Source organism: Caballeronia sordidicola (genome assembly GCF_001544455.2).
Classification (GTDB): domain Bacteria; phylum Pseudomonadota; class Gammaproteobacteria; order Burkholderiales; family Burkholderiaceae; genus Caballeronia; species Caballeronia sordidicola.
Genome location: NZ_FCOC02000001.1, coordinates 34142 through 46907 on the forward strand (window position 1 = coordinate 34142; position 12766 = coordinate 46907).

The following is a 12766-nucleotide window of genomic DNA, read 5'->3' on the forward strand; positions in this document are numbered from 1 at the left end:
AAACGTTGCCGACAAAGCGCGTGCCTTCGGGACCGTCTTGAATAGCTTGGACAAGAATCGCAGTAATTTTTATTTTCTAAGGATACCCAACTACTCCTGCAGCGATTCGCGTGAGCAAGCAGCGAGTGTTCGCGAGGCACATCAAAGCCGGATGGCCGGCCATGCTCGCGCCGTACGATGTTGGCACATGTTCGGATGACAGGAACATTTCACCACACAGCACCACACCCACCCGTTACATCCTTACATTCTCCTTTTTTATTTCAATTAAGATATACCCGCGACCGGGACCGCCCGTAGCGAACCGCTTTCAAATTTCACACGGTTCAAGCACTGAAGGGCGTAAGGAGGCTTCACTTGAAAACCGACTTGAACTGTTCATTGGCAGTACCAGAGCTTCACTGGCGTCAGCGGCCGGTACTGCGTCCGCAGGAGCAAGATTTCCGCGTGACCCTCACCAAGTGGAGCCTCGACCAGCCCAGGCAGCCTCTTGAGTTTAAGCATGAACTTACTGACGGTACGCATACTATTACTATCAACCGGAGTGTCAGCGCCGGAAGGTTTCTCTTTGGCAAGAAAGAAGTTGCTTTAAGCAATGTGCCCACATACTCCAATCTGCTGGTGCCGCCCGGGGAAGTCACCCGCATTGTGTTCACCGAGGCAGCACAGGCGTATCGCCTCTATCTTTCGCAAGCATTGCTCGCGGAATGCCATGAGCACATCTTCGAAACCCCTACCCACGGCGACATAGTGCTTTCCAATGTCACTTTCCTGGACGACGGGCCGGCTCGGCACCTGATCCAGGCCATGCTGGAGATCAACGAAGGAGATTTCTCCGTTAATCACTTAATCCTTGATAGCATCAGTCTTGCCATTGCATCCCGATGTGTGTCACTCAATTCGAGAAAATCGTCCACGAAGGCACGCATTAGCCCCTTGGCAAAATGGCGTCTTCGCCGAGTTACCGACTATATCGATGCCCACCTGTTCGACCAGATCTATCTTTTCGACCTGAGCAACGTCGCCGGCCTGACCCGGATGCATTTCTCAACGCAATTTCGCCTGGCGACGGGCGTCACGCCAAACGAATACGTCTTAAGAATAAAGATCGGGCGCGCGCAGCAACTGATTCGAGAAACCAGCCTTTCCCTGCTGGATATATCTGCCATGCTGGGGTTCAAGAGTCAAAGTCACTTCACGCTTGTCTTCAAGAAAATTGTTGGACACACACCTGCTCGTTGGCGAGCGAGTTCCAAGTAAGGTCGGGGCTTCTGTGGCGCGCAACGCACGGCATCGTGCCGCTACCAGCCATACTTCAGCTCCAGGCCGACATAGTCCGAGTTACTCCCACCAAGCTCCCTGATGGAATCTCCAATCCGGAAGTGCACCGCTTCAACCGACGCAATCAGGTTCGCCGCGACCGTCCAGTCAGCGCGAAGTTGCGCGTAGGCGCCAGTCCAACGCGTACCGTGTCCAGCCGTGCCCGGAACAACGGCGTTACCCTGCTGATAAATCGCGTCGTTTGCGGTCATTCTCCATTGGAGCGCTACAGCAAACAGCAAGGTAAGCTTGCTTGAGGGCTTAAGGGTGAGCGACGGTTTCACATGAACGAGATTTGAATAACCCGTGTAGCCCGCCAATGCAAAGTAATAGCCATTCGGGAAGAGTGGATTGAATGTGCCAAGCCTTCCATCACCGGGATGTCGATCGCCTGAGGCAGCGTCGACTTGCAATCCTAACCTCGGAGTCCACGTCGAATCGAGCGTGTAGCCAAACAGCGATCCGACTGCCCACGCACCGATTCTCTTGTTACCGACATCACCTGTCTGATACATCGACTCCACATCGTAATCCGCCGCCGCGATTTTCCCTGTGTATCGCAGGTCGAAGACGTCACGATGCTCGTTGCCTTGCGCATCGAGGAACTGCGCTGCATCGCGCGTGTAGAGGGAATAGTAGCCGGACAGGTCACCCGGTCCAACGCCCTGACGCTCGAACCGCACGCCGCTAAACGTCAAATGGCGATTCGAGGTGTCGTCAAACGACACAACGTCGCGGTATTGCACGGGCCGCGTGACGTATCCGATAAATCGCCACTTTTCATATTCGTAATCCGCCCATACAGCGTCATACGCCTGGCGTACGTTCGGACCGTCGCGAACGGAGATGAATCTTTGCAGGTCGAACGCCATTTCCTGACGCCCAATGCGAAATTTAATCGTGCCGGGTCCCATTGGACTCACCCAGGCAACGAACGCTTGCTCCAGATCCAACGGATTCTTGTCTGTGGGTCTCACCAGATCTTTATCGAACGCCCTCGCGTCCTCAAGCTGGGCAAAGAATTGTAAGTGCGGCCCTATCCTCGCGTCAGCATGAACCTGCGCGCGTTGGATCAGATACGTGTCCGATCCGGCGGCCGGACCGAGTCCGAATAGCGGAGCCTCGTTGATCTCCAGGCGCTCGCGCAAATTGGCGCCGAGCGAAAGATACGAATCCGGGTCGCCGCCAAGGCGAACATATTTCAGGTTATCGAGAGGCTTTTTGGGTACGCAAGGGTCGCCAAGTGCGGACCAGTCCTCTTGCCACCGATTGAACATCACCACGGGTCGCTTTGAATCACAGACTCCCGCCGAGGTATTTGTTTGCTGCGGCGACTGCGCATTGCTATCGGCTCGCGCCTTGCAGCACAGGCCGAGCGAGACTACAGCTATGGCGATCCCTACAAATGCGGCGACTTGCATTCGACCCGTTCCCTGTTAAGCATCGTTTCGTCCGCCCGTTATCGGGGTTACGCGTCGGTTCACGCGACATACAGTCAACCGCCACTTTCGCGGCAGTCAGCAACACGTTATTCTCTCGCTCGCGCCAGGCGCCCACAGTAATAGCGTTCATGAGGCGCGCTTCTCCAAGGCGTTTCGTTGCATCAAGGAGCGCAGCGCGAGCCAAGCTAGTGCAATAACGGGTAACAATAGCGACCAGAAGCCAAAATGAGCGTAAGCGAAAGCGCCGGCAATAGCGCCCAGAGCAAACGCAATGATTGCCGGAAGCATTTTCGCGACACGTGCGCGTGAAGCGAGTTTGCTATCGATTCCAACGCGCGACGAACACAGATCGATTGCGTCAAGAATGACCTGCGTCACATTCCCTGTCATGACCGTGTTCGGAACTCCCGGCCGGGCAACAAGCCGGCTGTGTGCGTTCTGGACACCCATAGCGGCCGCGCCAATCATCCCGCATAGGACTACCGACCAATTTTCCGGGCTAAAAGTCGACCCAAGATGAATGCCCGCAATAGAAAATGCCAGGAGAAGAACTGCCTGCACCGCGTAAAGCATGCAGGCACCCCGCGCTAGCGTTTCGGGGCTGGCGGTCCGAATGAGCAGGCTGCTAAGCGCAACACCCAGGACAAAAGCGGGAAACGCCATCAGCTTGAGAAAAATGCCCTGTCCGTACCCGGCCAGGCCGCCGCCAATCAACACGAAGTTGCCGGTCACGTGCGCCGTGAACAGGCCGAAAAGAGCGACGAAACTGAGTGTGTCCACATACCCTGCGATCGCCGATAAAACATTGTCGTCATTCATGACCGGTTCGCGAAAATACGTCGGAAAACTGGCTATTTGATCGGCCGCGTTTTGTCATCGCTATGACGCCGACCTAATTCGCCGTTGCATGTATTTCCGCAACGTATCCACCTGGAAACTGAACGACCGCCGATTTTCTCTGTTCTGACGTAAACGGCTGCACGAGAACGGTGACGCCAGCCGCTTGAGCCTTGTTAAGCGTTTCATCTAAGTCTTTGACCTCGTATCCTGTCATCTCGCGGCCGTAGGGATACGGCAAGTGGCCGTCTGTGGCGAAGACAGTCATGTTGCCAAAACCCGAAGAGAGCCGCACTCGCCGGAATGTATCGTTGGGACGTCCGATTTCTACTCCTGGTGCACGGTGATTGTCCGATATCACCTTGCCGTGCGAGAACGCGAGCCAGTTCTTGATGAGATCGTTCGCACGCCATGGCGAGACATACACCCGGTTTTCCGGAATCGTCGCAAGAGGGTCATAACTGGGCGCCTTTGTATGCCAGTAAAGCTGCATATGTACTCCACCCGGCCACGAGACCACTGCATCGCGTCCGATCGGATCCGGGAACGTATCAACGATGACATCGGCACCGTGAACCTTCGCCCACTTCATCGCGCCGTCCATGTCCGTGACAAGATAGCCAGTGCGCTCGTCGCCAAACGGGTAAGGAATCGGCGTCTTGAATCCGAACACCGAAATCGTTCCGGCCGGTGTAAGGACCAGTTGCGACATTGTCTGGCTAGGTGTTGGCGTTACCTGGAAAACGCCCTGTTGCGATTTGTGACCGCCGAACGTTGCAACGAAGCTATCCGTGAACTTATCGAAATCCTCAGGCGCCACGTACACATGCGTGGTGTCGTATTGCGGACCCACCGCATATGACGTTGCCTGCGTAGTGTCAGCCTTTGCGAAAGTCTGCGACGGCGCGGTTGCCACGACGCCGAACGCAAAAACAATCGCGACACCAAGAGTTCGAATATTGCGCATGATTAGATGTTCCTGCCCTGTTGTTAGCCACGAGAGCGCTGCTCACTGCTCGACAAATACGTGAGCATCACTAGCGCGGCAATAAGTCCGAGATGTTCGAAGAATCCGTTCAGCGCAATAAAGCGCGCAGTTCCCTGCAAATGCCAAAAGTCGTTTGCGACGAGCATGGCCACAAACGTCAAGGCCGCCAAGCCACCCGCGCCAAGCCACACAAACGTGTTGAAGATTGCACACAGAGAGCCGGCAATTTCCACGAATATGGCGAGCGCAGCCCACAACCAACCCGGATGAAGCCCGAAATGGGTCTGCTCGGCGACAGCGGCGTCGAAGTGCACCAGCTTTGTGATTCCCCCGATGAGGTAAGCCGAGACAAGACAAACGCGAACAAGCGCCATCACCCATGGTTGGCGCAGCAGCGCCGCCACCCACGACGGACTGTTCCCAGCCCGCAGCGGTTCTAGACTGCCCAGCATGCGCATCCGAGCGCTCCCCAAAAACCTTTGTGGTCCGCGGTCGGTGCGTCGCTCATCCAGGCCCGCCGATGGTCGTGTCCATGCAAGCCGCAGGCGCGCGCGCATCCGCATGCAGACGATGCAACTTGCTGAAGTGGTGCGCCAGACGCTGCCCCTTGCTTCCACGCTGCAAAACCGCCGTATTTTCGAACCGGCGACCAGTCCGGCATGGCGGGAGGCAGCGGGTTATCGTCCAGCTCGGCAAACTCGCCCGCGGCGTACACGACCTTGCCTCCTACAACGGTCAGCAACGAAGACGCGCCGGCTATGTCGTCCTCCGAGCACCTGAAGTAGTCACGATCAGGAACGATGAAATCGGCAAATTGACCCGCAATAACCTGTCCCTTCTTGCCGGTTTCGTTGGAAAACCAGGTGACCTTTTCTGTCCACATGCGAAGCGCTGTTTCGCGATCAAGGCAATTATGCTGCTTGTATATGCGCATGCCTCCGACCGTCTTGCCAGTCACAAGCCAGGAGAGCGAAACCCAGGGGTTATAGGACGCAACCCGGGTCGCATCCGTACCGGCAGAGGTATGTACTCCCTTTTCGAGCATGCGTGCAACCGGTGGTGTGCTTTCCGCAGCTTTCTCGCCATAGCGCTCGACGAAATACTCGCCCTGATAGGCCATTCGATGTTGAACCGCAATGCCTCCGCCAAGCGCCGCGATACGGTCCATCGACTTCTCCGTGATGGTTTCGGCATGGTCGAAGAACCAGTTCAAACCCGCGAGCGGCGTATCGCGATTGACTTTCTCGAAGACATCGAGCGCGCGGCTGATGGTCTCGTCGTATGTTGCGTGCATGCGCCAGGGCCAGCGGTTTTCCGCAAGCACACGGATGACTCCTTCGAGATCGGATTCCATCTCCGAAGGCATGTCCGGACGCACCACCCGGAAATCCTCGAAGTCCGCAGCCGAGAAAACCAACATCTCACCCGCACCGTTATGACGGAAATAATCATTGCCGTCTTTATACTTCGAGGTCTTTGTCCAGTTGAGAAAATCGTCCTTCTCGCCTTTGGGCTTTTGCGTGAACAGGTTGTAGGCGAGCCGGATGGTCAAGAGCCCCTCGTTGTCGAGCTTCTTGACGACTTCATAATCTTCCGGGAAATTCTGCGATCCCCCTCCGGCATCAATTGCGCCCGTCACGCCCAGGCGATTCAGTTCACGCATGAAGTGACGCGTCGAGTTCAATTGGTACTCCGGAGGAAGCTTGGGTCCTTTCGCCAACGTCGCGTATAAAATCCCGGCATTCGGCTTGGCTAGCAGCAAGCCCGTTGGATTACCCGAACTGTCGCGGACGATCTCGCCGCCCGGAGGCTCGGGCGTGTCTTTGGTGTAGCCAACCACCCGCAGCGCCGCAGCGTTTAGCAGCGCGCGGTCGTATAGATGCAGCAGGAAAACCGGCGTATCGGGCGCCACGGCATTTATTTCTTCGATAGTCGGCAGACGCTTCTCTTCGAACTGGTGTTCCGTGAAGCCGCCCACCACCCTTACCCATTGAGGCGGCGGCGTGATGGCAACCTGCGCCTTGAGCATCTCCATGGCAGTTGCCAGTGAACGGACACCGTCCCAGCGAAGTTCCATGTTGAAGTTCAACCCGCCGCGAATGATGTGGAGATGATTATCAATCAAACCCGGGAGGGCCGAGCGCCCTTTCAGGTCGATAATACGTGTGTTCGCGGTCCTGAGCCTGCTTATCTCGGGGTCGTCACCGACAGCAATGAATTTGCCGTCCTTGATAGCCACCGCAGTGGCCGTTGGATTGGACGTATCCAACGTCGTGAAACGGCCATTAACAAAAATAAAGTCTGGCGCACCTTGCTGCGATGTCATGAACGCTTCTCCTCAGAGGACACTCCCGCCGTTGGCCCAGGCCGATTCGAGTTTCGGCCGGGCAGAGACCCAAAAAGATGTTGATTGCAACGCTCCTCTTGCCACGCCATAAGAAAGCCAGCGCCGCGAAGCATTTTTCTTCCGACAGGAATCACTTGTTCGCCAGCGAGAATCCCGAGAAGGCCCAACAAAGCGATGACAGGCGGCGCTGGCGAAGGGACATTAATCCAGCTATACATCAAACCGATCAGGATTCCTGATATAAGCGACAGCACGTAGACTTTCATCCAATGATCTCCGAAGATACCGGCTACCTCTCTCATCTGCACATGTTGAAGCGGCGGCTGTCCGCAAGGAATTCGGACTGGCTTTGTTTGAGCCGTTATCACCGTCGGAAGCTTATGATTTTTTATTGCTTAAGAGAAGTGAACTTCCAGCAAGTAGCCTCTTAAATTATCTGAATCAGCACTTTAAGGACTACAGGGTCATGACTGCCTGGACTATGCTTATCGTGGGCTGAAAGACGTCAAGCGCATGTCTCGATCCTGGATTCACAGGAAGCGGTTTATTCGTATTCTGCGCGATATGTCGGCTAATCAAGCCTGTGCTGGAATATCGATCAACACCCTTGGATAGTTCACAACCGGATGACATCATGAGCCAAGAGAAACTTGAAGTGCTTACCCCGACGAACAGTCAAATCATCTTTATTGACCAGCAACCCCAAATGGCGTTCGGTGTCCAGTCGATCGACCGGCAAACGCTGAAGAACAACGTTGTCGGCTTAGCTAAAGCAGCAAAAACCTTTAACATTCCCACCACCATCACGACTGTAGAGAGCGAGACATTCTCCGGCTACACCTACCCTGAGTTGCTCGACGTTTTTCCTGACCACCCCACCCTTGAACGAACGTCCATGAACTCCTGGGACGACCAGAAGGTACGCGACGCATTAAAGAAAAATGCCCGGAACAAAGTGGTGGTGGCGGGTCTCTGGACGGAGGTATGCAATACGACGTTCGCTCTGTGCGCCATGCTTGAGGGCGGGTACGAGATCTATATGGTCGCGGATGCGTCTGGCGGCACATCGCAGGATGCTCACGACTATGCAATGCAGCGGATGATTCAGGCAGGCGCCGTGCCGGTCACGTGGCAACAGGTGTTGCTCGAATGGCAACGTGACTGGGCGCGACGCGATACCTACGACGCGGTAATGAAGATCGCGAAGGACCACTCCGGCGCGTACGGTATGGGGGTCGATTACGCCTATACGATGGTCCACAAGGCGCCGCAGCGCACTCAGATTCAGCACGAAGTCCTCGCGGCTGTCCCGGCAAAAAGCTGAATTTGACCGGAGGCGTGCGAGTCCCGAAGGCAGTGCGCGCAGCGGCATCCGTCAGATCCGCTGCGTGTTGTTCTGCATGCCTGAGCGCTTGAGCGCTGGGGGCACCAATCAATGTCATCCATGAATTAAATCGGCCTGGAACAAAGAATGGAATCCTATATTCTTTCGCTGCTTGCTGGCATACTCGCCGGGATCATATACAGTGTGATTCGCGTCCGCTCGCCAGCACCGCCAATAGTGGCCCTCGTCGGACTGCTCGGGATGGTCATTGGAGGGCAAATTATCCCCATTGGACACGAACTCATTTCCGATACGGAAATAAAAACGGGAGGATCGAAGGAACGACAAGGTAGCGCAACTACCGCCGCACCCAGGTTGGTTTCCTTTCAGAGCGGGTCCAATGCTGTCCCTCCGCATTCAAGTCCCAAGGCGCTTCCAACGAGACCATAAAACCTCGGAGTCTGGCGGAAAATCATGCCTGACGTCTCAGGTTTCCCATTGAGAACCTAAAACGAGGCCGCAGAAACTAATGCGGTAAAAATCGGGATTACAGCGCTCCAGTACGTCTGCGCCGACATTTCCGAAGCTTGTCGCCGGCCGCCACATGATGCCGTCGGCCAGCGCCTCTATAACGAGTGACTTGAACGCACGTTCACGAGGATAGGCTTGCACCACCGCGCGACGGTCACTATCTGATATTTCGTCAAAGTGACATCCCATCAAATCGGTTTCGACTCCAGCGCTCAAAAGTTCAATGAGTGGAGATTCAAATCCATTAAGGCCGAATGTCGAATGTAACGCGATTGCATCGCGTACATTACGGACCTCCTGCCTCGCGATTCCGTGTTGATGCAGAAAGTGTGCTGCTGCATCCGCGCTATCCAGCTCGAATCTGCGAGTAGATCCACTGAAACGTGGCGCCAGTCCGTGGTGATGAAAAGCGGCCGCGACGAAGAGCATTTCCGGCGAGAAATCAAGCATTCGACGACGCCCAATAAGCGACGAAAAAATAAATACTCGAAATGCATGACTGATCAGAACCCTGGGTAAGTCCCGTTTGAGCAGGGCCATTGCCTGCGTTGCCATTTCACTGTCCGGGATCGTCACACCTGCCACATGTATCCTCATCACTTCTCCTGCTGCTCAATAGCCGCGCATTTTTTGACCGGCAGCAGGCCTCGGCGCGAGGACGGTTCGGACCCGAGAACCAAGCCAATCGCTATTGAAGACTCGCGCAGTCACTCACGCGTGTATGAAGTGTATGCTTGCCACCCGCTAAAAGTTCTTAATTTTCTTGAACCCTGACGCTCCGGGGACGCGCTTTCTTTATCATGCATTGCTAGGGAAAGTCATCGGATACCAATTGACCACTACACACTATTGATGTGCGGCGCATCCGCAAGCTGCTGACGCAAAAAGATGGCCTCCCTTGCGAGCAACAACAGCCGTGAGGCTTCACGAAATTCTGGCCAGTCGCGTTGTTGGGGGAAAAGAATGGACACTTGCTCCAGGCAACCAAGCGTTTCGTCGTGACGACCTTGTGCATGAAATAGGCGGGCAAGGCTTAGGGCGGCTCGCAATTGCAGCGATGGAGCGCCCTGATCAACGGATATATTGATCGCTCGAATGAAGCTTCGTTCTGAGGCAAGCATGGTAGCGTTAGGGGATGAACCGTTTGAATGGTTCGAGTGCTCGATCAACAACTCGCCTTGGATACGATGCAGCTCGCTGGCATACCACATGTTGCCGGTTTCCTCGCAGCGACTCAACACGCTTGCTATCGTGACCAGCGCGTCACCATGCCTTCCTGCAAGGGCTTGCGATATGGCATATTGCGCGACCAGCATTGGAGCGTGGGCACCCAGCCCGATAGCGTCGATATCGGCTATCGATGCAGAAAACTCGCTTAGGTGTCCAGGCGTTACATTGTCCAGAGAAAGAAGATACGCATTAAACGCTCGGCTGCATGTGCGGGCGATATCAAGCCCGACACGAGTCGATGTTTCGTTTAGCAAACCAATGGCTTCTGCCGCGCGTTCGCGTTCGCCAGAGAGCAGCGCAATCGGGATGCCCGCTTCGATCAGTACATAGCAGGTAACGATTGCTTGCTCCTGCGCGCGTGCTTTCTCAGCGCAGCGCTCGGCGATTCGCAGCGCCTCGTCGCGCTCCCCCTTTAGCCATAGAACACGCGCAAAGGTGGCGCTGGCAACAACGTGCTGATCGATCGAGCGGCCCAGAGGCAGCCATGCTCGCATACCGCGCGCCTCAGAGAGAAAGCGTTTAAGCGTCGTGTAAGCCTCGCCTTGGTCGCCTGCATAGTGTGAGGCGACGCCGACTAGACGACGGCCTAGCGCACTAACAACGGGACCGTTGCCGCCCTCGGCCAGTTCGATCTGGCAACTTTCAGCTTCGAGTATTGCAAAACGCCTGGCGAACGCCAGCGCGCCAAAGATGATGCCCGAACTCTGAGATGCGTTCCACAACCCCCAGAGCGCCCTTGCTTCAAGAATTGAATCGCCTAATGCGATCGCCGATGTCAATACTTCGGACCAGATTCCACTGGTCTTATCAATCGGTCCTTGCACATAGCCAAGCGCCGCTGCAAGCGCGGCGTTGAGTTGCATACGGACGCGTCTTAGCTGAGTTGTATCGACACCGGGCGGTTTCTCCAGCGCTTCGAGAGAACGGTGTGCCCAACTGCAGCACTCCTCGACTAGCGAAAGCTCGAAGAGAAGCCACACAAAGCGGACGGCGAGGATTTCACCAGTGGCTTTGTCTCCGTGGGCGGACAAAGCCCATGTAAGAGCGGCCCGCAAGTCGTCAAGCATTCCGCGCATATCATGCTGCCATGATCCGCCATTACGAGTTCCACTAGCGTTCGAGATGTTTCCAAGTAATTCGGAAAAGTAATTTGCGTGGTTTAACCTCGTCTGCCGCTGTTCGCCGTTGTGATCGAGTTTCTCATGCGCAAACGCGCGGGTCGTTTGCAGCATGCCGTAGGCAACTTTGTTTGCGCCCTTGATACGCACGATCAGTGATTTCTCGACAAGTCCAGAGACCGCGGCTGCAACAGCATATTCGTCAAGAGAAGCATCCGATGCCACGGCAACGGCGGCGGGCATCGTGAAGCCAGCGGGGAATATGCTTAGACGACGAAGCGTGGCGCGCTCAGTCTCATTGAGGAGCGCGTAACTCCAGTCGAATGTCGCCCTTAGCGTTTGATGTTGAGGAAGCGTCGAGCGGCTGCCTCCGGTCAATACACGAAACCGGTCGTCCAGGCGTGTTGCCAATGTCTCGACGCCCAGGATCGACGCACGCGCAGCAGCAAGTTCAATTGCAAGGGGAATACCGTCAAGGCGACGGCAGATGGTGTGTATCAGTTCGTGACTGTGTTCGTCTGATTGAAAAAGCGCGTCTAATCCGCGTGCATGCGAATAGAACAACTGCACGGCGCTGCATTTGACAACGTCATCCGTGAAGTCGGTTTGCGGTGGCACTGGAAGCGGCTCGACGCGGTATATACGTTCGTTGACGGCCGCAATCGGTCCCCGGCTCGTCGCGATAACGCGAGTCTCGTTGCCAATAGACGTAAGCGACTCTGCCAGTTCCGCCGCTGCCCGCGATACCTGCTCGCAGTTGTCGATCACGAATAACATGCGCGGCCCGCTTATTTTCTCGCCTATGCGCGCGAGCGATAACAGGCCGTCTGCCGGATTAATGCCTAGCGCGCTGGCGGCAGCCTGTAAAACGCTTGCGTGATCCGTGGCGGAGGCAAGAGAGATCAGATAGACACCGTCCGCAAATAGCGCCTTCGCTCGATGAGCGACTTCTATGGCAAGCCGTGTCTTTCCGATTCCTCCCGCGCCGACAAGCGTGAGGTGTTTGCTGAGCTTCAGCGCTTCAATAATCGCGAGGATTGCGTCATCGCGCCCAATGATGTCAGAGGCGGACGTTGGTAAATTGTTCGGTGTGCTTCCCTCATGGGACACTGCTTTTTCAAAGGATGTGTCTATTAATGAAGCGGATGATTTATCAGGAACGTTGGGGATGGCGAGGCGATAACCACGTCCGGATACGGTTTGAAGCAATGTCCCACTTTCGGCTAGCAGGCGTCGCAACCGCGAGAGTTGCACATGCAAATTGTTTTCCTCAACGACGGTTGAGGGCCAGACGCGCATGAAAATATCTTTCTTTGACACGAGTTGGCCTCGTGCCTCGAGCAGGACCGCCAGAACGTCGAATGCACGACTGCCGACGGCCAACGGAGCGCCATCGCGCAACAACTGTCGACCGTCCAGGTCTACCTCAAGGGAGCCGATCCTGATCATGGCGCAAATCCAGCTTGGGCAATACGATTCACTTCACCGGAACGGACTTGCGCCTTTCCCGTCGGTTTAGTCGTTGGGTGATTAGCAAGTCCGGGTAACCCCGCCAGTGGAGTGTTGAACTCTTTGGGTAATACAGTCCGAGTTTTGCGAAAGCGCAGATGAGACCTCATTGTTATCGGG

Annotated in this window: 11 protein-coding genes; 3 read left to right on the forward strand and 8 right to left on the reverse strand. The window is 55.6% G+C overall.

What is annotated here, in order from left to right; all coding sequences use genetic code 11:
* Positions 1-357: 357 nt before the first annotated feature.
* Entirely contained in the window at positions 358-1260 is a 903-nt protein-coding gene (locus AWB64_RS00165; RefSeq protein ID WP_060816630.1) for an AraC family transcriptional regulator, read from the forward strand.
* Positions 1261-1301: 41 nt separating this feature from the next.
* Here the strand turns inward: AWB64_RS00165 and AWB64_RS00170 are convergent, their stop codons facing one another.
* The 6 genes from AWB64_RS00170 to AWB64_RS30635 form a co-directional block, all read right to left on the reverse strand.
* Positions 1302-2741: an alginate export family protein gene (locus AWB64_RS00170; RefSeq protein WP_060816631.1), complete on the reverse strand. Its 1440-nt coding sequence runs from the start codon at positions 2739-2741 to the stop codon at positions 1302-1304.
* Between the two features lie 147 nt (positions 2742-2888).
* A complete protein-coding gene (locus tag AWB64_RS00175) occupies positions 2889-3581 on the reverse strand; it encodes a YoaK family protein (RefSeq protein WP_060816632.1) in 693 nt (230 codons plus the stop codon).
* 73 nt (positions 3582-3654) lie between these two features.
* The gene (locus tag AWB64_RS00180; protein ID WP_060816633.1) at positions 3655-4566 is read right to left on the reverse strand and encodes a VOC family protein; all 912 of its coding nucleotides are present in this window, start codon (positions 4564-4566) and stop codon (positions 3655-3657) included.
* Between the two features lie 23 nt (positions 4567-4589).
* Positions 4590-5039: a DoxX family protein gene (locus AWB64_RS00185; RefSeq protein WP_060817134.1), complete on the reverse strand. Its 450-nt coding sequence runs from the start codon at positions 5037-5039 to the stop codon at positions 4590-4592.
* The gene (locus tag AWB64_RS00190; RefSeq protein ID WP_060816634.1) at positions 5024-6913 is read right to left on the reverse strand and encodes an amidohydrolase; all 1890 of its coding nucleotides are present in this window, start codon (positions 6911-6913) and stop codon (positions 5024-5026) included. The genes AWB64_RS00185 and AWB64_RS00190 overlap by 16 nt, the downstream gene beginning before the upstream one ends.
* Positions 6910-7200 (reverse strand): DUF1427 family protein, encoded by a 291-nt coding sequence (locus AWB64_RS30635; protein ID WP_075643204.1) that lies wholly within the window; start codon positions 7198-7200, stop codon positions 6910-6912. The genes AWB64_RS00190 and AWB64_RS30635 overlap by 4 nt, the downstream gene beginning before the upstream one ends.
* 368 nt (positions 7201-7568) lie before the next feature.
* Between AWB64_RS30635 and AWB64_RS00195 the strand changes: the two genes are divergently transcribed.
* Together AWB64_RS00195 and AWB64_RS32470 are read left to right on the forward strand one after the other, a co-directional pair.
* The gene (locus AWB64_RS00195; protein ID WP_060816635.1) at positions 7569-8258 is read left to right on the forward strand and encodes a hydrolase; all 690 of its coding nucleotides are present in this window, start codon (positions 7569-7571) and stop codon (positions 8256-8258) included.
* Between the two features lie 147 nt (positions 8259-8405).
* Positions 8406-8708, forward strand: coding sequence for a DUF1427 family protein (locus AWB64_RS32470; protein ID WP_075643205.1), 303 nt, complete (start codon positions 8406-8408; stop codon positions 8706-8708).
* A gap of 36 nt (positions 8709-8744) precedes the next feature.
* On the opposite strand, the gene AWB64_RS00200 is transcribed toward AWB64_RS32470, so the two are convergent.
* Together AWB64_RS00200 and AWB64_RS32795 are read right to left on the reverse strand one after the other, a co-directional pair.
* On the reverse strand, positions 8745-9344 hold the full coding sequence (locus AWB64_RS00200) for an HD domain-containing protein (protein ID WP_244163888.1): 600 nt from the start codon (positions 9342-9344) through the stop codon (positions 8745-8747).
* A gap of 284 nt (positions 9345-9628) precedes the next feature.
* A complete protein-coding gene (locus tag AWB64_RS32795) occupies positions 9629-12586 on the reverse strand; it encodes an ATP-binding protein (protein WP_060816637.1) in 2958 nt (985 codons plus the stop codon).
* Between the last annotated feature and the right edge of the window lie 180 nt (positions 12587-12766).

Bases quoted from the DNA above. Each gene is read 5' to 3' on its own strand.
- AWB64_RS32795 (WP_060816637.1), bottom strand. From the start codon at position 12,586: ATGATCAGGATCGGCTCCCTTGAGGTAGACCTGGACGGTCGACAGTTG.
- AWB64_RS00180 (WP_060816633.1), bottom strand. From the start codon at position 4,566: ATGCGCAATATTCGAACTCTTGGTGTCGCGATTGTTTTTGCGTTCGGC.
- AWB64_RS00170 (WP_060816631.1), bottom strand. From the start codon at position 2,741: ATGCAAGTCGCCGCATTTGTAGGGATCGCCATAGCTGTAGTCTCGCTC.
- AWB64_RS00185 (WP_060817134.1), bottom strand. From the start codon at position 5,039: ATGCTGGGCAGTCTAGAACCGCTGCGGGCTGGGAACAGTCCGTCGTGG.
- AWB64_RS00175 (WP_060816632.1), bottom strand. From the start codon at position 3,581: ATGAATGACGACAATGTTTTATCGGCGATCGCAGGGTATGTGGACACA.
- AWB64_RS00195 (WP_060816635.1), top strand. From the start codon at position 7,569: ATGAGCCAAGAGAAACTTGAAGTGCTTACCCCGACGAACAGTCAAATC.
- AWB64_RS32470 (WP_075643205.1), top strand. From the start codon at position 8,406: ATGGAATCCTATATTCTTTCGCTGCTTGCTGGCATACTCGCCGGGATC.
- AWB64_RS00190 (WP_060816634.1), bottom strand. From the start codon at position 6,913: ATGACATCGCAGCAAGGTGCGCCAGACTTTATTTTTGTTAATGGCCGT.
- AWB64_RS00200 (WP_244163888.1), bottom strand. From the start codon at position 9,344: ATGGCAACGCAGGCAATGGCCCTGCTCAAACGGGACTTACCCAGGGTT.
- AWB64_RS30635 (WP_075643204.1), bottom strand. From the start codon at position 7,200: ATGAAAGTCTACGTGCTGTCGCTTATATCAGGAATCCTGATCGGTTTG.